At 60.2% G+C, this 22,658-nt stretch carries 19 protein-coding genes and 2 pseudogenes; 5 read left to right on the top strand and 16 right to left on the bottom strand.

Features of this window, described 5'->3' with window-relative positions:
• Positions 1 to 199 precede the first annotated feature (199 nt).
• Genes N181_RS06830 through N181_RS06805 form a run of 6 tightly spaced genes read right to left on the bottom strand, consistent with a single transcriptional unit; the run spans position 200 to position 5,079 of the window.
• Positions 200 to 553: a cupin domain-containing protein gene (locus tag N181_RS06830; RefSeq protein WP_037399910.1), complete on the bottom strand. Its 354-nt coding sequence runs from the start codon at positions 551 to 553 to the stop codon at positions 200 to 202.
• Positions 554 to 576: 23 nt separating this feature from the next.
• A complete protein-coding gene (locus tag N181_RS06825; protein ID WP_037399913.1) occupies positions 577 to 1,257 on the bottom strand; it encodes an ABC transporter permease in 681 nt (226 codons plus the stop codon).
• A gap of 1 nt (position 1,258) precedes the next feature.
• Positions 1,259 to 1,972: an ABC transporter permease subunit gene (locus tag N181_RS06820; protein ID WP_037399916.1), complete on the bottom strand. Its 714-nt coding sequence runs from the start codon at positions 1,970 to 1,972 to the stop codon at positions 1,259 to 1,261.
• A gap of 60 nt (positions 1,973 to 2,032) precedes the next feature.
• Positions 2,033 to 2,848 (bottom strand): transporter substrate-binding domain-containing protein, encoded by an 816-nt coding sequence (locus tag N181_RS06815; protein ID WP_060563304.1) that lies wholly within the window; start codon positions 2,846 to 2,848, stop codon positions 2,033 to 2,035.
• Positions 2,849 to 2,882: 34 nt separating this feature from the next.
• Entirely contained in the window at positions 2,883 to 3,662 is a 780-nt protein-coding gene (locus N181_RS06810; RefSeq protein WP_037399921.1) for an amino acid ABC transporter ATP-binding protein, read from the bottom strand.
• A 16-nt stretch (positions 3,663 to 3,678) separates the two neighbouring features.
• Positions 3,679 to 5,079 carry an aspartate aminotransferase family protein gene (locus N181_RS06805; protein ID WP_037399924.1) on the bottom strand — a complete coding sequence of 467 codons (1,401 nt, stop codon included), beginning with the start codon at positions 5,077 to 5,079 and terminating at the stop codon, positions 3,679 to 3,681.
• Between the two features lie 523 nt (positions 5,080 to 5,602).
• Between N181_RS06805 and N181_RS06795 the strand changes: the two genes are divergently transcribed.
• The gene (locus N181_RS06795; protein ID WP_037399940.1) at positions 5,603 to 6,076 is read left to right on the top strand and encodes an Lrp/AsnC family transcriptional regulator; all 474 of its coding nucleotides are present in this window, start codon (positions 5,603 to 5,605) and stop codon (positions 6,074 to 6,076) included.
• 127 nt (positions 6,077 to 6,203) lie between these two features.
• Here the strand turns inward: N181_RS06795 and N181_RS06790 are convergent, their stop codons facing one another.
• The 7 genes and pseudogenes from N181_RS06790 to N181_RS06760 form a co-directional block, all read right to left on the bottom strand.
• On the bottom strand, positions 6,204 to 6,680 hold the full coding sequence (locus tag N181_RS06790) for an Lrp/AsnC family transcriptional regulator (RefSeq protein ID WP_037399932.1): 477 nt from the start codon (positions 6,678 to 6,680) through the stop codon (positions 6,204 to 6,206).
• 113 nt (positions 6,681 to 6,793) lie between these two features.
• Positions 6,794 to 8,128, bottom strand: coding sequence for an NAD(P)/FAD-dependent oxidoreductase (locus tag N181_RS06785; RefSeq protein WP_037399949.1), 1,335 nt, complete (start codon positions 8,126 to 8,128; stop codon positions 6,794 to 6,796).
• A 75-nt stretch (positions 8,129 to 8,203) separates the two neighbouring features.
• Positions 8,204 to 9,513 (bottom strand): annotated as a pseudogene (locus N181_RS06780) (NAD(P)/FAD-dependent oxidoreductase).
• Between the two features lie 180 nt (positions 9,514 to 9,693).
• Positions 9,694 to 10,572, bottom strand: a complete 879-nt coding sequence (locus tag N181_RS06775; RefSeq protein ID WP_014332682.1) for an ABC transporter permease — start codon at positions 10,570 to 10,572, stop codon at positions 9,694 to 9,696.
• A gap of 34 nt (positions 10,573 to 10,606) precedes the next feature.
• Positions 10,607 to 11,557, bottom strand: a complete 951-nt coding sequence (locus tag N181_RS06770) for an ABC transporter permease (protein ID WP_014332683.1) — start codon at positions 11,555 to 11,557, stop codon at positions 10,607 to 10,609.
• 70 nt (positions 11,558 to 11,627) lie between these two features.
• On the bottom strand, positions 11,628 to 13,292 hold the full coding sequence (locus N181_RS06765) for a peptide ABC transporter substrate-binding protein (RefSeq protein WP_037399962.1): 1,665 nt from the start codon (positions 13,290 to 13,292) through the stop codon (positions 11,628 to 11,630).
• Between the two features lie 36 nt (positions 13,293 to 13,328).
• A complete protein-coding gene (locus N181_RS06760) occupies positions 13,329 to 14,993 on the bottom strand; it encodes an ABC transporter ATP-binding protein (RefSeq protein ID WP_037399966.1) in 1,665 nt (554 codons plus the stop codon).
• 225 nt (positions 14,994 to 15,218) lie between these two features.
• Between N181_RS06760 and N181_RS06755 the strand changes: the two genes are divergently transcribed.
• Positions 15,219 to 15,887: a FadR/GntR family transcriptional regulator gene (locus N181_RS06755; protein ID WP_014332686.1), complete on the top strand. Its 669-nt coding sequence runs from the start codon at positions 15,219 to 15,221 to the stop codon at positions 15,885 to 15,887.
• A gap of 94 nt (positions 15,888 to 15,981) precedes the next feature.
• On the opposite strand, the gene N181_RS06750 is transcribed toward N181_RS06755, so the two are convergent.
• A complete protein-coding gene (locus tag N181_RS06750) occupies positions 15,982 to 16,866 on the bottom strand; it encodes a LysR substrate-binding domain-containing protein (RefSeq protein WP_037399969.1) in 885 nt (294 codons plus the stop codon).
• Positions 16,867 to 16,941: 75 nt separating this feature from the next.
• On the opposite strand from N181_RS06750, the gene N181_RS06745 reads away from it, so the two are divergent.
• Genes N181_RS06745 through N181_RS06735 form a run of 3 tightly spaced genes read left to right on the top strand, consistent with a single transcriptional unit; the run spans position 16,942 to position 19,805 of the window.
• On the top strand, positions 16,942 to 18,111 hold the full coding sequence (locus N181_RS06745) for a four-carbon acid sugar kinase family protein (RefSeq protein WP_037399973.1): 1,170 nt from the start codon (positions 16,942 to 16,944) through the stop codon (positions 18,109 to 18,111).
• Positions 18,108 to 19,097 (top strand): 4-hydroxythreonine-4-phosphate dehydrogenase PdxA, encoded by a 990-nt coding sequence (gene pdxA / locus N181_RS06740; RefSeq protein ID WP_037399975.1) that lies wholly within the window; start codon positions 18,108 to 18,110, stop codon positions 19,095 to 19,097. Before N181_RS06745 ends, pdxA begins: the two co-directional genes overlap by 4 nt.
• Positions 19,098 to 19,106: 9 nt before the next feature.
• Positions 19,107 to 19,805, top strand: a complete 699-nt coding sequence (locus tag N181_RS06735; protein ID WP_037399978.1) for a beta/alpha barrel domain-containing protein — start codon at positions 19,107 to 19,109, stop codon at positions 19,803 to 19,805.
• Positions 19,806 to 19,897: 92 nt separating this feature from the next.
• On the opposite strand, the pseudogene N181_RS06730 reads toward N181_RS06735, so the two are convergent.
• Positions 19,898 to 21,720, bottom strand: a pseudogene (locus N181_RS06730) (methyl-accepting chemotaxis protein).
• Between the two features lie 30 nt (positions 21,721 to 21,750).
• Positions 21,751 to 22,419 (bottom strand): haloacid dehalogenase type II, encoded by a 669-nt coding sequence (locus N181_RS06725; protein ID WP_037399982.1) that lies wholly within the window; start codon positions 22,417 to 22,419, stop codon positions 21,751 to 21,753.
• Positions 22,420 to 22,658 lie beyond the last annotated feature (239 nt).

Genomic DNA, 22,658 nt, shown 5'->3' with positions numbered 1-22,658 from the left:
GTGCCGATGCCGCAACTCGACGCGGCGGCCCAGTTGATCGTACTGAACCGAGTTGGCGGCACCGTCGAACAGCCAGAAGGGACGTAATAACAAGCAGCCTCCTGTAGAAACAGGCTCAGGTCATTGCGCGCGCCGCCTTTCACAAGATGGCAGTTGCGCGCACTTCACCGATTTCGGAGACAAGCGGATGTCGGCGCGCTCAGTCGCGCGCGACCCAAAGTTTGCGTGTGGTCTCGATAACCCGCCATGTGCCGACGAAGCCGGGATGCATCACAAAAGCGTCACCAGCGCTGATCCTGCGGGGCTCGCCTCCATCCTCAGTGAGTTCGGACACGCCGGAAAGTATGACGCAGAATTCAAAGGTCTCGCCCTTGATCGAACGGTAGGCGCCTGGAGTTGCCTCCCATACGCCCGACCGCATCTTTCCGTCTGCGGTCGCGGCGATGTCCCAGGTAAGAAACTGCGGCATTCCGTCGACCAGCCGCTCGGGAAGCGGCGCGCCTTTACGGGGCGTCGGGAGATTGTTCTGGTCGATGAAGGTTAGTTTTGACATGGATCACCGTTCTACTGTGAAGATTACTTTGCAAAGGACAGTTTTCTTTCGATCAACTTTAGCGAAGTTAAGCTGACAACGTTCATCATCAGGTAAAACGCCGATGTGATGATGAAGATGTCCATGATGGCGAAGGTTTCGCTCATCAACCGTTTGGCATGGCCGGTGATCTCAAGAACCGTGATCGTCGATGCGAGGCTTGATTCCTTGACGATGATGGCAACTTCGCTGCTATAGGCAGGCAAGGCTTGCCTAACCGCCAGCGGAAATTTGACGTGGCGAAAAGTTGCCCACACCGACAGGCCACAGGCCTGCGACGCCTCGATCAGACCCCGCGGAAGGGAAAGGAGTGCGGTACGGAAGATTTCCGCAGTGTAGGCACCTGTGTTGAGTACGACGGCCAGGATCGCCGCATGCAGGCTGTCGCCGACGATCCACCAGATCACCGGGTTGCTTCGAATGGCGCTGAGCTGGCCCAGTCCATAGTAGATCACGAAGATCTGCACCAGCATGGGCGTGCCGCGAAAGACCGCGCAGTAGATATCCGCACTCCTGCTCACCATTCGGTTTTTGGATGTACGGATGACAGCCAATGCAATGCCGAACGGCAATCCCAGAGCGACGCCGAAGACGCTGATCAGCAAGGTGGTCTTGGCGCCGACCAGAAGGAACGGAACCGCGTATGTGACAAGGTCTAGTTCCATCTTATCCCCGACTGAAGCCACGGTTGAAGAACCGCTCCGTATGACTGAAGAGCGTCTGGCTGATTGCCGTCAGCGCAAAAAACATCCCGGCAGCAGCGCAGTAGAACAACAGCGGAGAGCGAGTGATGCCGGCGGCGATCGCCGCGGAGCGCATCAGTTCCTGCATACCCACGACCGACACCAGCGAGGTGTCCTTGATGGTCATCTGCCAAACATTGTTGAGGCCGCCGAGCGCGAGTCGCAGAGCGATAGGCAGAGTGACGCGGAAGAAGGTGACGTGGGTCGGCAGGGCAAGGGATTTTGCAGCTTCCAGCAAGCCCACCGGCACGGCGTCGAGCGCGCCGCGGAGCACTTCGATCGAATAGGCACATGATATTGCCGCGATCGCAACAACACCGATGACGAAGGGATAAGCGCTGTCGGCGCTATTTTGGTATCCGAAAGCGGTCGCCAGTCTTTGAACCCACTCGATCGAGCCGAAGAACAAGAGATAGATGACGAGCAGTCCCGGAACACCGCGCACAAGAATGCTGTAGCCGTCCACCGCCTGCGAAAATATGGGAAGGCGTCGCCACCGCAAAAGAGCCAGCGGCACCGCCATGATGACCCCGGCGAGCATCCCGAGCAGGCCGACCGCCAGTGTCACTGTGGCGCCGCGGAAAAGGGCAAATCCCCACCCCCGCTCGACCAGAAGAACCCATAGGTCAAAAGACATCAGACATATCTCCCGTGACGTCGTCGCGACTTCGGCCGCGACGACGTGTCGATCTCAGCCTCACTTCGTGCAGGGAATGCTGTAATCGTCCTTGAACCAATGGAGGCTGGCATTCTTCACCTTGCCTTCTGTGATCATCTTGCAGAGCGCCGCATCCAGTTTTGCCTTGCGCTCGGCATTGCCCTTGCGCATGCCGACGCCCATGCCGTGACCGAGCGACGCTGGATCATCCATCGCCATGATCTTGACGTTGACACGGGTGAACCCTGTCCCGTCCGGCGTGGCGAGGAAATCCGCCCAGGTCGGGGAGTCGCCGAAGGCGGCGTCAAGGCGACCTGCAGCGAGATCAGCCGTCTGCTGCGTCGTTGCGTCGTAGGTTTTCAGCTCTGCGCTGGGGACGTGTTTTTGGATGAACTTGGCGTATGTGGTTCCAGTCACCACGCCCAGGCTCTTCCCGTCGAGCGCCTTTACGATCTCATCCAGGCTCTTGAGGCCGGCGAGAGGAGAATCCTTCGCCACCACAAAATAGAGAGGCGTGGTGGCGTACGGAATGGAGTAGTCGATTTTCTTCTGACGTTCCGCCGTGATGCCCAGACCGGAGATGATGACGTCAAACCGGTCGCTGTCCATGGAAGGCACGAGCGTACTGAAGGATTGGACAACGAACTTGCACTTCAACTTGAGCTCAGCGCAGATGCCGTTCGCTATGTCGGCATCGAAGCCGGTAACGTTACCGTCAGCGTCGGTCATGCTGAACAGTGGCGCGTCTCCTTCAGTGCCGATCCGCAGTACCCCTTCTTCCGCTTGCGATGCCGCGGCTGAGAACAGGAAGAGACCGGATGCGAGAACTGAGCGAAGTTTCGTAATTGTCGACATTGGAGTTACCCCTCTTTTCGTTTGATAGCGGCCGTCAGGCGGCCAGTGGCATCACGCTGGAAAGGAATCGCGCCACAGCGTCCGACGCTGGATTGCGAAGCAATTCTTCCGGCGTACCGTCCTGCTCAATTTCACCTTTGTGCAGGAAGATCATTCGGTTCGAGACGTCTCGCGCGAACCGCATCTCGTGGGTGACGAGGAGGATGGTGGCTCCCTCATCTGCAAGCCCTCTGATGACCCTCAGAACCTCCCCGACCAGCTCCGGATCAAGTGCGGAGGTGGGTTCGTCGAAAAGCATGATCTTCGGGCTCATCGCGAGCACGCGGGCGATCGCTACACGCTGTTGCTGGCCGCCGGAGAGTTGATGGGGATAGCGGTCGCGAAAATCGGCCATGCCGACCTTCGCGAGTGCCGAGAGCGCGATCTCCTTCGCGTCGCGCTTGTTCTTTCCGAGCACGTGGAGCAACGCCAGGGTCACATTGCCAAGCACAGTCTGGTGCGGCCACAGATTGAAGTTCTGGAACACCATGCCGATCCGACGGCGGAAGTTCCTTATGTGGTGAGCACTTTGGATCTCGGTCTTGCCATGATGGTTCACGGCCGCCGAAACGGCGTCACCCATGACCTCGATTTCACCGGAGGTCGGCGTCTCGAGGAAATTCACGCAGCGTAGCGCCGTGCTCTTGCCTGAACCGGACGATCCAACCAGCGAAATGACCTCGCCCTCGGTCATTCGAAAGCTGACGCCGTTCAAAACCTTGGTCGACCCGAAACTCTTGCAGAGTTCACGGACCTTCAGCACATTTCCTGTCATAACCAATGCCGTGTCCTCAGCCTTTCACCGCACCCTGCGCGAAAAGTTCGCGCAGGACTTCTTCCACCGCCGCCTTTGCGATGAAGACCATCTCATCGATCTCCGCTTCGCTCATGGTAAGCGGTGGTGCGAAGCCCAGGATGTCGCCATGGGGCATGGCGCGAGCGATGAGGTTCCGGTTGCGCGCGGCTTGAGAAATACGCGCGCCGACCTTCAACGCGGGACTGAATGGCACTTTCGCGCCGCGGTCGAGGACAAATTCGACCGCCGCCATCATGCCCACGCCGCGCACTTCGCCGACGATTGGGTTCTGTTCCAATTCGGCTTTGAGCCGGCTCAGGAGATAGGCTCCCTTCTTCGCCGCCTGCCCGGGGAGGTCGTCGCGCTCCACGATGTCAAGGACCGCGTTTGCGGCTGCTGCGCCGATCGGGTGGCCGGAATAGGTGTAGCCGTGCGAGAAGGCGCCCACTTGAGGCGTAGCCTCCCGCATGACGTCGTAAAGCTGTTCGGATACGATCGCGGCCGAAAGCGGCACGTATGCTGATGTCAACCCCTTCGCGACCGTGACGAGGTCCGGCACAATGCCGTACAAATCGGAGCCGAACATTGCTCCCGTGCGGCCAAAACCACAGATCACCTCGTCAGCAATCAACAGGACGTCGTACTTCTTCAGCACGGCCTGGATTCTTGGCCAGTAGCCTGACGGCGGCGGGATAATGCCGCCGGTGCCGAGCACCGGTTCAGCGATGAGTGCGGCCACCGTTTCCGGGCCTTCGGCCAGGATAAGTGCTTCAAGCTCACGCGCGCGACGTTCAGAAAACGCCTCTTCCGTCTCGCCCGGTAATGCGCCGCGATAATGATGGGGCACGCCGGTGCGCAGTATGCCGGCTACGGGCAGGTCCATGTGGTCGTGGTAGAAGCTGAGCCCGGTCATCGAGCCCGACACTACGGAGCATCCGTGATAGCCGCGTTCGCGCGCAATGATCTTCTTCTTCGCGGGCTTGCCGCGAAGATTGTTGTAATACCAAACGATCTTAGCTTGCGTCTCATTGGCGTCCGACCCGGAAAGGCCAAAGAAGACCTTGGACATGCGCCCCGGCGCCATTTTCACAAGCCGATCGGAAAGCCTGGCGAGTTCTTCCGTGGTATGGGCGGCGTAGGAGTGATAATAGGCCAGCTTGTAGGCCTGACGAGCAATGGCTTCGGCGACCTCGGTTCGACCATAGCCGACGTTTACGCAGTAAAGACCGGCAAAACCATCGATATATTCGCGCCCACTCGCATCCTTGATGCGAACACCCTTGCCGGTTTCCACAATGGTCGGCGCGGTCGCACCTTCGGCGTAGTCCTTCAGATATGTGAATGGATGCAGAACAGATCGCCGATCCATTTCGCTTATTTCGACAACAGTTTTCATTGCGACTTCCTCAGGCGGCGCAGACCGCCTAAACACACAAATTCAGGTTTGATGAATGCCTGCCGGACCCGATTGCTTAAAAAAAGCCAAAGGGGATTGGTGCACGCGTCGCCGCGTTGACTCTGACCTCGCCGAAGAGAGGCGCATTGCGCGTTTAGTGCTGCTGTACAGAGACACCGCGTATCCGGCCGCGCTCGATCGCCTCGCTAAAGAGGGTAAGGTCGCAGTCGTCGACATCGGCGATTTTCCGCTCGCTTGCGGGCACGACCGCGGTGGCACCCGACCCACCCCATCTACCCGCGACAAAAGTCCGGGTGCGGAAAAGCGTCGGATTGCTCATTATTTTCAGCGCATCCAGCGCCGATGGCCCATTATTCAGCATATTTTCTCTCGGATTGGCGTGTCCAATGAACGAGAGCTTATGTGCATCCGAGCGATCGATTTTAACGGACTGAGGTCCCCGCTCGCAGGAATCCTGCTTTTGTGGCGCTCTAGCGAAGATAAACTGCATAGGGAGTGTATGGTGGAACTCGACAGGCTAGACGCTCGGCTCCTGAGTGTTTTGCAGACAAACAACCGGCACAACTACGAGGTGCTCGGTGAACTGGTGGGGCTGTCGCCGACGGCCGTGCAGAGACGTGTAAGACGCCTGAGGGAGCAGGGGGTAATCGAGGCGGATGTCTCGATTGTGAAGCCGAAGATGATCGGCCGGCCGATCGCCATGCTGGTGCTTGTGTCCTTGGAGCGGGAACGCGCCGACATAGTGGACCGCTTCAAGCAATCCATCCGCCAAACAGCTGAGGTGATGAACGGTTATTATATTACCGGCGAGTCGGACTTTGTCTTGATCGTGACAGCACGGAGCATGGAGGACTATGAGGTGTTTACGCGAAAGTTCTTCTATGAGAATCCGGATATCAAGGGATTTAAGACAATGGTGATAATGGACAGAGTGAAGGTCGGCTTTGCATTGCCAATCGACCTTACTGCCTTCTGAGTCTGTTTCGTTCAGCGTAAGCAGGTCTGCTGGCTTGGTACTGCGGCTGCGCCTTGCGAGGTGTTATCGACAAATGCTTGATAGACCACTCTCCATCAAGGGAGCTGTCCAGTCGACCCACGGCTCACTAAATGTCGAACAGATTCGTCAGGGGGATGTGGTACTTCGTGATCGGCGATTTGAGCACGACGAAACTGAAGTATTTCTCGATTCCGATGTCCATTTCTATCAGCCGCTCCATCAGCGACTGGTATTCTCCTATGCTGCTCGCCACGAACTTGACGAGATAGTCGTAGTCGCCCGAGACGACGTGGCATTCGATAACCTGCTCTATATTTTGGATGGCGGACATGAAGCGGGCGATGTCGGCCTGGCGATGGTTCCTCAGAGTCATCTCTGTAAATACAGTCAGAACCTGGCCAAGCTTTCCCATGTTGATCATCGCAGAATAGCCGCCGATATAGCCTTCTGCCTGCAGCTTCTTCACTCGCACGAGACAAGGGGTTGCGGATAGGTTAACTAGCTCAGCGAGTTCGACATAAGTCATACGTCCGTTCTTCTGGAGCTCGGAGAGGATCTTGATGTCAATTCTGTCCAGTTTCATGTGCGCCCACCCGGTTGTTGCCACGACCTTTGCATGAGCGGTGGGAGTCTCGTCAGTGGACGAGGCTCGGTGACAATAATCCCTTGGGTTCCAAACGGCAGCCGATCTAACGGCTACATCATTTCCGGTCTTCGGATCGCCGAGCCATCGTTGAACCGGCTCAGCCTGTAAGGCGAGATGTCGGTCAGTGGTTCCTTATTCAAGACGATCTCGCTCACCAGCCGGCCAGCCCCCGGTCCGATCGCGAAACCGTGTCCGCTGAAGCCTGCTGCGATTACGTAGCCGGGAAGTTCCTCCACTCGCGAGATAACCGGCACGAGGTCCGGAGAGGTATCGATGAGCCCGCCCCAGGCGCGCTCGACCCCGATCCCTTTAAGCGCAGGGTATTCGCTCTCAAGGTTCTTCACTGCGAGCTTGACGAGTTCCGCGTCGGGCGCCGGATCCAGAATGCGGCTCTTTTCAAACGGCGAGATCTCGTCGTTCTCCCAGTTGCCGAAGGCATCGGGACCATTCCAGAAGCTGCTGTTGAGGCGGTATTTGAGCTTCTTGCCGATCTTGCTGCGATACATCTCGTAGAATTTGAACGCATATCGCATTCCCCGCGGCGTGATGTCGAGCGTACCATGTCCGGGTACGGCAATGGTGTAGGAGCCGTCAATCCGACGCCGCAACACGACGTTCGAAGCCGATAGGCAGCCTGCTTGAACGATTTCGGGCGCCGGGGTCGTCTTGATCGCCGTCCCGGCGATGTTGGCGACTGGAAGTTCGATGCCGTAGCGATGAGAAAAGCGGGAAGCCCATGCCCCGCCGGCGCAAACAACAGTGCTCGCCTTTACAATTCCCCGCTCCGTCCACACCCCTGTTACCCGGCCCTTGGTAATGTCGAGGCCTCGAACGGCGCAGTTCTGGTGGACCGACACGCCCTTTTCCTTCGCCGCCTCGGCGATGGCAGGCACGGCAAGGCTCGGTTCCGCCCTCCCGTCGGTCGGAGACCAGACGCCGCCGACCCAGGAGGACGTGCCGCCCGAGGCCCGCTCGTTCGCCTCGGAAGCCGTGAGTATCTCGCTGTGAAATCCCTGGACGCGTGCGGCCAGGCCCCACTTTTCCCAGCGGGCGACATCCGCCTCGTTCTTGGAGCAGTACAGTATCCCGCTTCGCCGGAACCCGAGATCGCGGCCGATCTCGGTGCCCAATTCCTCCCAGCGCCGCAGACTGTACATGGCAAGGGCAAGCTCATGGAGATCGCGGTTCTGCTGACGGACCCAACCCCAGTTGCGGCTTGACTGCTCGCCGCCGACGATGCCCTTTTCGAGCAGAGCCACGGAGACCCCTTGGCGGGAGAGTTCATAGGCCGTGCATGTACCGACGATCCCTGCCCCGATGACGACGACATCCACCTGGGTTGGAAAAGAGGCGCTGTCTCGGACTTTCTGAACCTCGACCGGCATGATCTGTATTCCTCTGCAATAATGCTTGAGATTCTCGCCCCCCGCAGGAGCGCTGAATTCCTCAACGGTTAAGCTCTATCGGCGGGCGCGGTACAGGGCGATGCGGTCCTGCATCCGATAGCCCTGGATGATGGCCGGCATGAACCAAGGATTGCCACGGTAAAGGGGGATGAACGCAGGCGGCCGGAAGTCGAAGGCTGTGCGCGCCTGCTCGCCATGTCCCAGCAGCTTGTGAGCCGCCCGCGTTCCGATCCATGGCGCCCAGACTACGCCCGAACCGCAGAAGCCGGTTGCATATACGACGCCGTCCTTCTCGAAGATGCGGGGCAGCATGTCGCGGTGCATCGCCACATTACCAAACCAGGTGTGCGACAGGCGAACGTTCTCCAGTTCCGGAAAAAGGTTCACCAGTCCCCGGCGCAGAAACAGCTTCGGCGCGGCGGGATCGCCTACGCGAGAGCTGTCGCGCCCGCCCAACAGAATGCGTTTGCCGTCGGGCGTCGGGCGGTAATAGAAGCCCAGTTGCCGCCCCTCAATCATCATCATCCGCTTCGGCATCAGCCGCGCCATCACGTCCGGCGCGAGCTCCTCGGTGACGATGATCCGGCTGCGAACCGGGACCAGCCGGCGGCGCAAGAAGGGAACCGCGCCGTCAGTATAACCGTTCGTGCAGACAAGGACTGCCGCGCCTGAACCGTTCCGGCCGAAGTCACGACCCGGAACCCGGAGCCGTCTTTCTCTATAGAGTTAACGTGGGTCTCCGAATGGACCGTCAGTCCCGAAGCGAGAGCGACCCGCAGGAGCTCGGCGTGGAACTTGGCCGGGTGCAGCCCACCGATATCCATCCGCGCCATGCCGCCGCGGTAGAAATCCGTGCCGATGTAGTTACGCTGTTCGGCATACGGCACTGCATAGGCCTCGATCCCCAGTCTCTTCGCCAGCACTTCGGCGCTCCGGGCCGTCTTCTCGTAATCGTCATATCCGATTACGCCCTTGAACTGGCCAACCAGCTGAAAGTCGCAATCGAGCCCTTCGGTCCTGATGAAGTCATAAAGGAACTCGCGGGCGATCTTGCCCTCCGCCTCGATTGCATTCGCCTTCTCTTCGCCGAAGCGCCGGGTAATCGTGGCGTAATCCGGCCGAATGCTTCCGCTGGTGATTCCGCCGTTGCGCGTCGAGGCCCCCTCGCCCGGATTCATTGCGTCAAAGGCTGCGACCGAACGGCCCTCGCGCGCCAGAACGAGACCCGCCGACAGCCCGGTGTATCCGGCGCCTATGATCGCCACGTCGACCTTCTTGGCGAGCGGCTGCCGCGGCAGCGGTTTGACGGGTGCCTCTTCCCACCAGTAGGGCGTGTTCTTGTCTGCGATTCTGGATTCTTCCATTGAACTAACTTCTCATTGCGTTCGGCCAAGGAGCTTCTGAGATTGCTGACAAAGACGGGAGGCGGCGTTCGACCATGATACGCTTTGATCAAGTGCAGCAGCTACGGTTCGCCCTTTTTGAACCCATCCACGAGCGGGCCTTCCCCTAAAGCTGCCGCGACCGGCCGGACGCCATTGCCGTCAGGTGTGATCACCGCGGACATCGAACGCGTCTCGAAGCCCGTCGCCGATGAAGTTGAAGCTGGTTACAGCGATGGTAATGGCCGCACCAGGAATGATCGCCAGCCACGGCGCGCTCCCCAGATATTGCTGCGCACCGTTCAGCATATTGCCCCAACTGGGTAGCGGTGGCTGAATTCCATAGCCGAGGAAGCTGATATAGGCCTCCATGAGGATGGCGCGGGCGACGGTCAGGGTGGCCGCGACGATGATCGGACCGACGGCATTGGGAAGGATCTCGCGGAACATGATATGCGTTCCGCTCAACCCCAGCATGCGACCGGCCTGGACGAATTCCCGCTCGCGAAGGGAGCGGACCTCGGCCTCGACGATCCGGGCAACCTCCATCCAGCTGGTGGCAGCGATGACAACGGTAATCATCATGGGGCTGGGCTTCAGCGCCGCGGCAAGCGCCAGCACCAGGAAGATCGACGGAAACGACAGGAACCCATCCACCGTGCGCATCAGCGTCGTGCCGATCCAGCCGCCCCGGTAGCCCGCGAGCACGCCGACGAGGGTTCCGATCAGCGTCGACAACAGCATCGCGGAGAAGCCGACCAGCAGGGAAATCCGCCCTGCCATGAAGAGCCGTGCCGCCAAGTCCCGTCCTAGCGGATCGGTGCCCAGATAATGGTGGCCGGTGAACGGCGGAGCAAAGCGGGCGCGCAGATCGATATAGAGTGAATCATAGGGCAGCAGGTACGGGCCCAGGACGCACGCGAGCGTCAGGACGGCGATCATCACCATCCCGAGCAGAGCCAGATGGTGGTTCATGAAGCGGTGTGCAGTTCGGCTGTTCCACCAACGCTCCTGGCGTGAGTTTGCGACAATGGCGGTCATAATGGTGGCCTCCTGTTGAGCGTCCATGAGGCGATTAGCTCAAACGGATACGGGGATCGATGATGGCGACGACGATGTCGGCGATCAGGTTGCAAAGCACGACGAGTATTGCCGAGAACATGAGCAATCCCATCACCACCGGGTAGTCGCTGTAGCCGAGGCTGTCGAGGAAGAGCCGGCCCATTCCCGGCCAGGTAAACACAGTCTCGGTGACCAGAGCACCCGTCAGAACGCTGGGAAGCTGCATTCCCGCAAGCGTGATCATTGGCAGGAGCGCATTGCCCACGACATGCTTCATCAGGATCCGACGCTCACTCAGCCCCTTGGCGCGGGCTGTCTTGACGAATTCCTGGCTGATGACGTCAAGCGTCGCCGTGCGCATGTAGCGGCTCCAGATGGCGACATGGACCAGCGCCAGCACAATACTCGGCATGATCAGGTGATGGAGGTAATTCAGGGCCGAGCCGTCGCCTATCGTGTACATATTGCCAGCCGGCAGCCAGCCCAACCGGAGGGAGAACACGTAGATGCCGACAAGCCCAAACCAGAAGGTCGGGATCGACAACGCCACCATGGCACCGACTGTCGCCAGATAGTCGAAGACCGAATATCGGTGCGTGGCGCCACGAATGCCGATCCATGTGCCGATGGCGATCGCGATGACGGTGGATGAACCCATCAACAACAGCGTTGCAACGAGGTGACGGCCAATCACGTCCAGGACCGGCGCGCCGTCGCGGAAGGAGTGACCCCAGTCGCCCTGTACGAGGCGCCAGGCCCAGTCGAGATATTGCATCCACAGGGGGCGGTTGAGCCCCAGCTGCTCCTTCAGACGATTGAGATCATCCTGGGTCATGCTGGGATCAAGTCCGAATTGCGCCAACGGGCCACCCGGAATGAGGTTCAGGACGACGAACCCGATGACCGAAACGATCAGGAGCAGGACGAGGCTTTGTGAAAGGCGATTGAGCAGGAAGCCGCGCATTGGCTCTCCTCCTTCATGACAGCATCAATGGATAGGCCGCCGCCGCAACTCGCGACGGCGGCAGCGTATGTCAGCTTTGCCAACGCCAGGCTGCGGCATGCCAGGATGCCGTGCGGGTGTTGGTGTTAGACTCGAAGCCCTCGAGACCTTCCTTGCGCCCGACCACATAGGTTGCGGCAAACAGCGGCAGGAACGGCAGGTCTTGGCGGACGATCTCCTGCACACGGTGGTAGATTTCGCGGCGTGCCTCGGGATCGAAGGTTTGGGTACCTTTTTCGAGCAGCGCATCAACTTCCGGATTGGAATACTGGCCGACGTTAGAGCCCTTTCCGCCCTTAGCAGCAATTGCGCTGGTGTGAAGGCGGTTGGTGGCGTCCGGATCCGCCGCGATGAGATGGGTGACGCCGGCGATCGCCGAGTCGAACTGCGACTTGAGCCAAAATTCGCCAAACATGACTGCCGCCGGCAGATTCGAGATGGTCATCTCGACGCCAATGTCTGCAAAGGTTTGCTGCAGGAACTGTTGCACCTGTTCCCGCAGATTGTTGCCCGCTGTCGTAGAGTTGGCGAAAGACAGCCGCACTCCATCCTTCGCACGGATCCCATCCGATCCCGGTACCCAGCCCGCCTCGTCGAGGATCTTGCGCGCCAGGTCGAGGTTATACTCCTGCGCCGGCAGGTTTGGATTGTAGTAGTAGGACTGCTTCGGCACGAACGTTTCTGTGAGCGTACCGACGCCGTAGTAGATCGCGTCGATAATGGCTTTTCTGTCCATCGCGGCATAGAGCGCCTTGCGGACAGCCGGGTCCTTGAATTGCGGCTTCTCGAGATTGAGATAGATCGACTCGACTGATGCACCAGATACCAGGGTCACCACACGGTCCGGCAATGTCCTGGCTTCTTCGTAGTGGTCGGCGGTAATGTATGCCTGGTCTGTAAGGTCAATGTCGCCGCTCTTGAATTGGGTGTAGAGCACAGTCATGTCAGGAATGTATTTGAAGACGATCCGCTCGACGTAGGGACCATCCCCGAAATATTGAGGGTTCGCAACGAGTTCGAGATGGTCGCCAGCAACCCGTTTCGCCCATTTGAATGCACCGGTGCCGACAGGCGCCTGGCTGAAAGCCCCGGCGTTGGGATCTGCCTCTTTCTCGAGAATGTGCTTGGGCACCATGAAGGTTTCGGCGAGAAACGACAGGTAGGGGGCGAAAGCCTTCTCCATGCGCCAGGTGATCTCAGTCGGCGAAACCACCGTGATATCCCGCACCAGGGAATGCCCACCCGTGCGCCAGGCGCGGAAGTTCGGGTTGGTGATGAGCTCGAGTGTGAACTTCACATCCTCTGCCGTGAAGGGCTCGCCGTCGTGCCAGCGAACGTCGTCACGCAAGCGGACGCGCCACTTCAGACCGTCCTCTGAAATGCCGCCGTTCTGCTGTGTTGGCACTTCGGCTGCAAGATTGGGCTGAAGAACACCCTTCGGATCGATGCGGAAGAGGGCGTCGAACAGGGAGAAATGGACAGCGTCGTCTACCTCGATATGTGCCATCAGCGGATTGAAGACGGTGGGTTCTTGCGAAAGCCCGACGACGACGCGGCCGGTCGGGTTAGCGGTATCGGCAAAGGCAGGCTTGCCGAGCAGGTTTGGTGCGGCAAAGCACGCAACGCCGCCCGCTGCCATTAAGCGTAACGCGTCGCGCCGTGAATAGCCCGATTTCGTTGTAGAATCTTTCGTCATGATATTTCCTCCCTAGTGGTATTTCCGCCGTAGCTCTCAAGAGTTAACGGCAATCGGTCGAGTGTCCCTCGGTCGCTCCCCGGGAATCGCGGCCACCAGCTCGCGCGTGTAGGCCGATCGCGGGTCCAGAAAGATTTGAGATGGCGGGCCGCGCTCGACGATCTGCCCCTTCTGCATCACGGCGATTTCGTCGCAGATCTGGCTGGCGACGCGCAGATCGTGGGTGATGAAGATCATTGAAACGCCGGTTTCCCGCTGGATCTGGTCGAGCAGCTTGAGGATCTGCGCCTGGATGGACACGTCGAGCGCAGAGACCGCCTCGTCGGCAATCAGCAGCTTGGGCTTGAACATCAAAGCCCGGGCGATGCCGATGCGCTGGCGTTGCCCCCCGGAAAACTCGTGCGGATAGCGGCCGAAGGCGCCGGCATCGAGACCGACATGGGCCAGCAACGCTCGCGCCTCCTCACGCGCCTGAGCATAAGGCATGCCGTGCGCGACGGGACCGACGGTAAGAATTTGTCCAATGGTCGAACGCGGGTTGAGCGACGCGAAGGGATCCTGGAAGATCATTTGAATCCGCGGCCGCAGCGGACGGAACTCCGATTCCGAAAGCTTTGCGATGTCTCGGCCTTCGAAGAGAATCCGACCGCCATCACTGTCCTGCAGCTTGATCAAAAGCCTTCCGAGCGATGACTTGCCGGAACCGCTTTCGCCGACAACGCCTAGCGTGCGTCCCGCAGTCAGATCGAATGATACGTCCTTCACCGCAGGCACGATGCGTTGGCTGCCGAACAGGGCACTCCCGCTGCGATAAGTCTTGGACAATCCTTCAATCTTCAGGATTGTCTCGTTGCTCGCCTTCTCCCGAACTGCTCGATCCTTGCCCGTAAGGTGCGGGACGGCGGCAATCAGGCGCTGGGTATAGGGGTGGGTGGGGGATTTCAGAACCTGCTCGGCGCTGCCTTGCTCGACAACGCGGCCCTTTTCCATCACCACGACACTGTCGGCGATCTCAGCCACAACACCGAAGTCGTGGGTGATGAACATCACGCTCATGCCCTTGCGGCGCTGAATGTCACGAATCAGTTTCAGGATCTGCGCCTGCGTGGTGACGTCGAGGGCCGTGGTAGGTTCGTCGGCGATCAGGACCGTGGGTTCAAGCGCCAACGCCATGGCGATCATGACCCGCTGACGCTGCCCGCCCGAAAGCCGGAACGGATACTGGTAATACATGAGCTCCGGATCGGGCAGACCGACTTCCGTCAGCAGCTCGATGGCGCGCTTGCGCCGCGACGCCTTCGTGCCGACGCCATGTGCCGTCAGGACTTCGGTAATCTGCTCGCCGACGGTCATCAGGGGGTTGAGCGCCGAGAGCGGATCCTGGAAAATCATCGATACGACGCGGCCGCGCAGTCCTCGCAGTTTTTTCGCCGGTGCGCCGATGATGGCCGAACCATCGACATGAATGGCGCCGGACGAGACGGGGATCAGCTTCGGCAAGAGCCCCATGATTGTGTTGGCCGTTACCGACTTGCCTGAGCCGGACTCGCCGATAATGCACAGGATCTGACCCCGCTTGAGATCAAACGAGATGTTCTCGACGGCATGGGTCCGTTCCATGCCTTTCGGCAAGTCGACTGTCAGGCCACGCACCGAAAGCGCTGCGTCGTCTCCAGAAACAGCCTCTGTTCTAGCGGCCATCGAGATTCCTCCCTTTTCAACGGAGCCGTTACTTTGCGATTTTACTCGCTGCTCAATACGTGCTGCCATCACAATCGTTCTGCAGGCAGTGCGCAGCATGCATGCCCCGGTTCTCAGCGCCATTCGCTACCAATCAGGGCTTGACGCGCAATCAATATAAGATTGGTCTTGCAATTGGTGTCAATATAGATCAATTTGGTTGCAGAAAATAATTAGCGAGGGCTCATGAGCGTAGTGTTGAAGGATTTCATCGAGGCGGAAGGTCTGGAGCCCGGAGATCGGTTACCGCCAGAGCGCGACTTGGCGCTCAAACTCGGGCTGCCCCGCACCGCACTTCGACGGATGCTCGCTTCTCTCGAGAAGGAGGGTCGGCTCATCAGGCACGTGGGCAGGGGGACATTCATCGCTGGCAGCGGGGTTAACTCGACGGCGCTGCGTCGCCCGCCAGGCAGCACCGGAGACGCGTTGCGCACCTATCCGGCCGAAGTTTTCGAGGCTCGGCTGATCATGGAGCCCAAGATCGCCGCCTTGGCGGCGTTACGGGCAACCAGGCAGGAGATCGATGAAATGCAGAAATCGATCGATCGGGGCAGCGCGGCGGAAACCCTGGTCGAATTCGAGAAATGGGACGCTGTCTTTCACCGCATCATCGTCGGAGCGGCCCGCAATGGTCTCCTCGCCTCGCTCTATGAAGGTATTCACACAGTGCGGGCGGGAAACCTCTGGGGGAAAATGAAGGAGCAGTCCCTAACCCCTGAGCGCATGAAGGCCTATATCGCCAAGCATCAGGCCACTCTTGACGCCATCAAAGATCGCGACAGCAGAGAGGCCGAGCGAAACATGTACGACCACATCGTCGAAGCCAGAGCAAATATACTTGGCCCCAATACCTGAGCACCTCATATCGGTCTGGTATTGAAGCGTGTTGTTGCACTTCCAATGCTTGACCGGTTTTAAGTCAGGTTGGGCACCGCGACGGTGTGTTGACTCAAGGCGCAGCATAGAAATCTTCTTGAATGGTGGCGAGAAGCCAAGACACAAATTGATCGATCCCAGCCGTCTTCTTCGCCAGCGCCGAACGAATGATGCCGTAATGTGAGCCATCAGGCTGAAAGCCTAGTGGCGCGACGAGGCGGCCTTTGCGGATATCGTCGATGGCAATGATCTTTGGGCACATAGCTACGCCCAGACCTCCGGCTGCGGCCTCCACCATCAGGAAATGATGGTCAAGAAAGCGCGTCGAGCGCGGCTTCGGCGCGTCCGGATGGGCGGCGGACCACTTCTGCCAGGCATCCGGCCGGGTCTTTGCAGCAAGCGCAACATAACCACCGGCCGCAAACCGATCCGCCATGGCGGGATGCATGACGGGACCGACTTCCTCTTCGATCAACCGTTCGACCTGCCAGTTCGCATCGATCGCGAAATCGAGCCTGCGGATCGCGAGCGTGATACGGTCGCGCGCAAAATCGAAGTTCCCACCACCAACGGAGAGGTGAAGGTCGATCTGGGGATGGCGATCCTGGAATTCCGAGAGCCGCGGGATCAGCCAGCGCATGGCGATGGACCGTTCGCAGGAAACGACAATCGGCGGTGACACGTCGACTTTGCGAATATCCTCCAAAGCCGATGCAACAAGCGACAGCGCGTTCGTCGTCGCCTGAGCGAGCCGCGTGCCCTCTCCCGTCAGCCTTAGGCCGCGCCCTTCCGGTTCTAGCAACCGGATTTGGAGGTGTTCGGAGAGTTTCGAAACGCGCCGGCTGACGGCCCCATGCGTCAAGTTTAACTCAGATGCGGCCGAACGCACGGAACCCAGGCGGGCAACGACCTCAAAGGCACGCAGATCATCGAGGGAAGGAAGGTCCGAACGCTTCATTGGTGATAATGTATCACCAATACCCGTGAAATCATATCGATTTTCGTCCCGAGATTTAAAGAATAGCTTGAGGTCATGGCAGAAACCATTGACCAAATCAAACACATTGGCGTCGTCGCAGACGACCTGACAAGTGCGGCGGACGGCGCAATCGCTTTCCTGAAACGCGGCTATGTCCCTCGCATCTGCAGGATGGGATCGGACAATACCCATGCCAGTCTCGTCTCCATCGACACCGGCAGCCGCGCGCTAGATGAAACCGATGCAGCGCATGTGACGCGCCAGGCGGTAACCACGCTTGCAGACAGGACATTCCTCTATAAGACGATTGACTCCACCCTGCGTGGCCATATCCGTGTGGAAATTGCCGCCGCATTTGTGGCCAGCGGCCGGCCACGTTTGGTCATCGCGCCTGCTTTTCCCGCTGCCGGGCGCACGACGATCGACGGCATTCAATTGTTGCACGGCGAGCCGGTTGCCCAAACCGCGTACAGCCGCGACCCTGTCCATCCCGCCCGCACGTCGCGCATCGAAGAGTTGATCGAGCCCGGCCTCGGCCGGATCGCTAGAGTTTCCACCTGCACCGAGGACGGGGATATCGGCAATGCCATTGGCCACGCTCCGGTGGTCATCATCGATGCATGCGACCAGGTCATGCTGAATCGTCGGGTTGCGGAGATCCAGAAGCACGGCCCGGTGCTGTGGGTCGGCTCGCCAGGCATGGCCGAGGCGCTGGCCACGGTGGTCGAGCGGCGCACAGGCCAGCACACCTTCACGCCCGAAGCCACGCCGCGCCGTGTTCTCGTGCTTGTCGGCAGCGCGAACCCTGTCAGCCATTCGCAGTGCGACGCATTGGCCGCGACAGGTGCTTCAGTCGCAATGAGTGCGACGGATATCGACGAGGCAGCTTCTGTCGTCTGTATCCGTACACCGCATATCCGAACCAGCGACCCGGCGAAGGCTCTCGCCACCCTGGTGGACGAGGCCGAGATCGCTTTGTTGCGGCATCGATACGACGCCGTCGTCGCAACGGGCGGCGAAACGATGCACGCCCTTTTGGAACGACTCTCCATTCACGCCTTCGATTTGATCCGCGAACTCGAGCCCGGCTTTCCTCTCGGCTGCGCGCGTCTTGCCGATGGACGAATGGTGCTGCTCGCCATGAAGGCAGGCGGCTTCGGTTCCGCCATGACGCTGCGCAATGCCGCCGACATCATTCGCCGAATTGGAAAGGAGCTCGCATGAACACCTCCCTGCCGCTCGCCGTCACCATGGGCGATCCATCCGGCATCGGGCCGGAGATCGTGGCAAAGACGATGCTTGCCCGCACCGACCTCCGTCGCAGTGTCGTCATCGGCGATCCGGCCGTGATGACGAAGGCCATCGCTAGCCTCGGCGGCGGTCTGCAACTGAACGAGATCCATGACATCGCCGACGCGAAGCCGGATGGCGCCCTGAATATGCTCGCCGCGTCCCGCGTCGAAACCCCACCAGCACTCGGCAAGGTGAGCGCCACCAGCGGCCGCATGGCCTACGATGCCGTCGTTGCGGCGATCGATCTCGCCAGAACCGGCAAAGTCGCCGGCATCGTGACGGCGCCGATCCACAAGGAGGCGCTCGCCGCTGCAGGGCTTCCCTACCCCGGCCATACGGAAATCCTCGCGGAAAAAGGTGGCGCCGGGCGCGTGGCGATGATGCTCGCCAATGACGATATTCGCTCCGTGTTGGTCACGATTCACTGTTCGCTGGCAGAGGCGATCCGCCAGGCGGATTTTCCGGCACAGATGTCCGCGATACGCCTTGCCCACCAGGGGGGTCGTGCGTTGGGAATCGCCCGCCCCCGCATCGCCGTTGCGGGGCTCAATCCGCATGCCGGCGAAGGTGGTCTCTTCGGAGATGAGGAAATCCGCATCATCGCGCCCGCCATCGCGGCAGCCCGTGCGGAGGGCATAGACGCCAGCGGCCCCTGGCCAGGCGATACGGTTTTCATGCAGGCGCGAAACGGCCGCTTTGACGTGGTCGTCGCGCAGTATCACGACCAGGGGCTTATCCCGGTCAAATATCTCGGTCTGGAAAAGGGCGTGAACATCACGCTCGGCCTGCCCTTCGTGCGCACAAGCCCCGACCACGGCACCGCCTTCGATATCGCCGGCCGTGGCATTGCCGATCCGAGGAGTCTCGAAACAGCAATCGACTACGCCCGCCGACTGGCGAAGTCACCGTGCGACTAGGAGAATGACATGCCCCCCATCGATTTCATCTTCATGCTGACCCGCAACGACCGGACGATCCCGGATGCCCTGGCGCAGCTTCCCTTGGTGCTTTCTGCGGGTGTCCGGCATATCGGCTTCAAGGATATCGGCCTGCCCTTCGAGGTGCTTTCAGGGCTCAACCGGGAAATCCGGGCCGCGGGCGCGAAGAGCTATCTCGAAGTGGTTTCACTCGACCGCGCCAGCGAAATCGCCTCGGTGCGCGCCGCCCTCACGCTCGGCGTCGACTATCTGCTTGGCGGCACCCATGCCGATGACGTCCTTCCCCTCCTCAAGGGAAGCGGTATCCGCTACTACCCCTTCCCCGGCCGCATTGCGGGTCATCCCAGCGTTCTTGAGGGTTCCACGACGGAGATCGTTGCAAGCGCAAAAGACCTTGCGGCCCGCGAGGGCGTCCACGGCCTCGATCTCCTTGCCTATCGCGCCGATGTCGATGTCGCAGACCTCATCCGGGCCGTCTGCGACGCCGTCGCGAAACCCGTTATCGTCGCAGGCTCGATCGACCGCGTCGAACGCATCCATGCTGTCGTCAGCGGCCGGGCCGCCGGCTTCACGGTCGGCACCGCCGCCCTGGAGGGCCGCTTCCCTGCAACCGTTCCAGGCTTGATGCATCAGCTCCTGACGATCACTTCCATAAAGAACCAGGCGAAAGCGCTAATCGAGCAGTAGCATCCAGCAATACCTGGAGACCGCCCGTCTCGCCGACCACTGGCAAATCGCACCATTCTGCTCAAACGCGCCGTTTTTCATCATGGTAGCGGCTAACGGCGCGAGCCGGGCAAGGTAGCGTTTATTGCTTTTTCATTACGCGCTTCCACCCAACTTCGGGCTTCGATCAAGACCTTCCCCATCCTCAGCAGCGGCTGCCGTGCTTGCGCGGCCGGCGAGGCGACCGGACGGCTGTCCGGCGCGGCCGCACGCGGGGCCATGCCGCCCTCGAGCTTGAAGCGGGCGATCAGCCGCGCCAGGTTCGCTGCCTCGTCGGCCAGCCGGCTGGTCGCCGCCGTCGATTCCTCGACCATCGCGGCGTTTTGCTGCGTCACCTGGTCCATCTGGTTGACCGCGATCGAGACCTCGGAAAGCCCGGTCGACTGCTCCCGCGCCGCGGTGGCGATCGAATGCACGTGCTCGTTGATCTTGACCACATGCCCCTCGATCAGCGCCAGCGCCTCGCCGGTCGCCGTCACCAGCTTCACGCCGGAACTGACCTCCTCGCCCGAGCGCGAGATCAGCGCCTTGATGTCCTTGGCGGCATTGGCCGAGCGCTGGGCGAGCTCTCGCACTTCCTGCGCGACGACGGCAAAGCCCTTGCCGGCGTCTCCCGCACGCGCTGCTTCAACCCCGGCATTGAGCGCCAGGAGGTTGGTCTGGAAGGCGATCTCGTCGATGACGTTGATGATCTGGCCGATCTCGCCGGAGGCCTCCTCGATCCGCCCCATCGCCGTCACCGCCTGCCGGACGACGGCGCTCGACTGTTCGGTGCTCCGCTTCGACAGGTCGCCCGAAGCGGTGCGCATTTCGCCGGCGCCGCCGTTGATCGTGTCGATCGCCGAACGCACCTCGCCGAGCACCGAGCTGAGATTGGCCAGCGTCTGGTTGACGTTCTGCTGCAGGTCGCCGAAGGCGCCCTGGAACTCGCCGCGCATGGTCTGGGTGAGATCGCCTTCCGCCAGCGCCGAGATGACCCGGCCGGTTTCGGCGACGCCGCGATCGACCGACGTCACCAGTTCGTTGACCCGGGTGGCGAAGCGGTTGAGATCGGCGTTGTCGTAGTCCTTGCTGATGCGCCGAGTGAAGTCGCCGGCCACGGCCGCCGCCACCACCTCGCCGATGCTCGACTGCAGGTCGGCGCTTTTCGCCTGCAGCGCCGCCTCCTGCGCGTTAAGCTCGCGCACCTGCACACCCCGACAGCCCGGGCCATCTCGCCGATCTCGTCCCGCCGCTCCCCAAAGGGTACCTCTGCGTCGAGATCGCCGGAGGCAAGAACGCTCATGCTGGCGGTGATACGGCCAATCGGCCTCGCCATGGCCCGGGCTCCGAACATTGCCGATCCGAGCAAGAGAAGCACCATCGCTGCTGCCACGCTGTTATTGACGACAGCTGCGATTTGCTGTGTCGTTTGCCGCGCCTGGACCGCCTTTCCTGCAATCGACTTGGAAACCTCGACGCCGTCATCGATCAGCGGCGCCATGTCGTCCGCGAGCTTTTGCATCTGTTTCACCAGGGCGGCGGTTTGATCGTGCGACTTGGCCAGAAGCGATTGTTCCAGCGTGACGGCACTCTGGTAGTATTCGCCGACAAGCTTCTGAATGGTGGCGATGCGCTGCTTGTTGTCCTTCACCACCTGTGATGAAAGCGCAAGTTCGAGATATTTGAGAGCCGACTTCTTTCGCGCTTCCAGCGAGGCGCGCGCTGCTTCCATTTCTACGGTTGACTGCGCAAGGCGCATGTCGCCCGTGGCCGTCTGCATGCCCCGGACCGAGGCCTTAGCATCGACGAGATCGCGGGAAGTCTCAAGCTGAACGCGGGCGGCGGTGATTGCATCGGTCACGGTTTGATCAAGGGTCCAGCGCTCCCCGATCATTGCTACCATCAGCAAGATGCCGGCGGATTCTCAGAGCCCGACAACGCCAGGCAATTCCGAGATGCCGGCGATCTCGGTATAGCCGTAATAGGGATTGGCCGGCTCGTGACCGCGATTGACCCAAACCTTGTTCTTGATCCCGAGGTCATGTGCGGACATCAGATCGTAGCGGAACGAGGAGGAGCAATGCAGTATGTCCTCCGGACCGCAGCCAAGCATGTCGAGCATATATTCGAAGGCCCGGAAGTGCGGCTTGTAGGCCTGAGCCTCTTCGGCGGTGTAAACGGCGTGGAAAGGCGCGCCGAGCTTCTCGACGTTCGACATGATCTGCGAGTTCATTGCATTTGACAGGATGACCAGCGGAATCTCCTTGGCGACCTTGGCAAGACCAGCCGGAACGTCCGGATGCGGCCCCCAGGTGGGAACGCGTTCGTATACCATCTGGGCGTCTTCGTCCCTGAAGTGGATGCCGTTGCGTTTGCAGGTCCTCGCTAGTGCGTTATGGACCACCTCCGCATAGGGCTTCCAGTCGGCCATCACTTCATCGAGCCGGTACGCAGAGAAGTCTGCGATGAATTGCAGCATTTTCTGTTCGCTCATGCGGTCGCCGTAAAGATCGCGTGCCGCCTCCGCCATCTGAAAGTTGATCAGCGTGCCGTGGCAGTCGAAGGTGATGTATTTCGGGCGGAAAGTGGCCATGCGCTTCGTCCTTTTCTTGGCGGGGATCTGTTTCCGTTATGAGCAATGATAGGTCCGCCTCAGCCGCCCTTCTGGCCGGATTCCTAGGCTCGTCAGCAGAAAATTCTGGAGTATAGGTCAGGTTAGCCCTTTTGATTGCGGATGGACGGTGATCCGACCGTCGAGAAGCCGAACGCGGAAGGCGGGGCCGCCATTTCCCAGTCAACCATGGATAAAAAGGCTATAGCTCGCTTTTCAGG

The organism is Sinorhizobium fredii USDA 205, assembly GCF_001461695.1.
GTDB lineage: Bacteria > Pseudomonadota > Alphaproteobacteria > Rhizobiales > Rhizobiaceae > Sinorhizobium > Sinorhizobium fredii.
This window is presented reverse-complemented; position numbering and strand designations above follow the sequence as displayed.

Coding starts and splice junctions, on each gene's coding strand:
- N181_RS06790 (WP_037399932.1), bottom strand. CDS start 6,680: ATGAAACTGGACAGAATTGACATCAAGATCCTCTCCGAGCTCCAGAAG.
- N181_RS06775 (WP_014332682.1), bottom strand. CDS start 10,572: ATGACCGCCATTGTCGCAAACTCACGCCAGGAGCGTTGGTGGAACAGC.
- N181_RS06765 (WP_037399962.1), bottom strand. CDS start 13,292: ATGACGAAAGATTCTACAACGAAATCGGGCTATTCACGGCGCGACGCG.
- N181_RS06815 (WP_060563304.1), bottom strand. CDS start 2,848: ATGTCGACAATTACGAAACTTCGCTCAGTTCTCGCATCCGGTCTCTTC.
- N181_RS06820 (WP_037399916.1), bottom strand. CDS start 1,972: ATGTCTTTTGACCTATGGGTTCTTCTGGTCGAGCGGGGGTGGGGATTT.
- N181_RS06745 (WP_037399973.1), top strand. CDS start 16,942: ATGGCAGAAACCATTGACCAAATCAAACACATTGGCGTCGTCGCAGAC.
- N181_RS06735 (WP_037399978.1), top strand. CDS start 19,107: ATGCCCCCCATCGATTTCATCTTCATGCTGACCCGCAACGACCGGACG.
- pdxA (WP_037399975.1), top strand. CDS start 18,108: ATGAACACCTCCCTGCCGCTCGCCGTCACCATGGGCGATCCATCCGGC.
- N181_RS06760 (WP_037399966.1), bottom strand. CDS start 14,993: ATGGCCGCTAGAACAGAGGCTGTTTCTGGAGACGACGCAGCGCTTTCG.
- N181_RS06770 (WP_014332683.1), bottom strand. CDS start 11,557: ATGCGCGGCTTCCTGCTCAATCGCCTTTCACAAAGCCTCGTCCTGCTC.
- N181_RS06830 (WP_037399910.1), bottom strand. CDS start 553: ATGTCAAAACTAACCTTCATCGACCAGAACAATCTCCCGACGCCCCGT.
- N181_RS06825 (WP_037399913.1), bottom strand. CDS start 1,257: ATGGAACTAGACCTTGTCACATACGCGGTTCCGTTCCTTCTGGTCGGC.
- N181_RS06755 (WP_014332686.1), top strand. CDS start 15,219: ATGAGCGTAGTGTTGAAGGATTTCATCGAGGCGGAAGGTCTGGAGCCC.
- N181_RS06725 (WP_037399982.1), bottom strand. CDS start 22,419: ATGGCCACTTTCCGCCCGAAATACATCACCTTCGACTGCCACGGCACG.
- N181_RS06810 (WP_037399921.1), bottom strand. CDS start 3,662: ATGACAGGAAATGTGCTGAAGGTCCGTGAACTCTGCAAGAGTTTCGGG.
- N181_RS06805 (WP_037399924.1), bottom strand. CDS start 5,079: ATGAAAACTGTTGTCGAAATAAGCGAAATGGATCGGCGATCTGTTCTG.
- N181_RS06750 (WP_037399969.1), bottom strand. CDS start 16,866: ATGAAGCGTTCGGACCTTCCTTCCCTCGATGATCTGCGTGCCTTTGAG.
- N181_RS06785 (WP_037399949.1), bottom strand. CDS start 8,128: ATGCCGGTCGAGGTTCAGAAAGTCCGAGACAGCGCCTCTTTTCCAACC.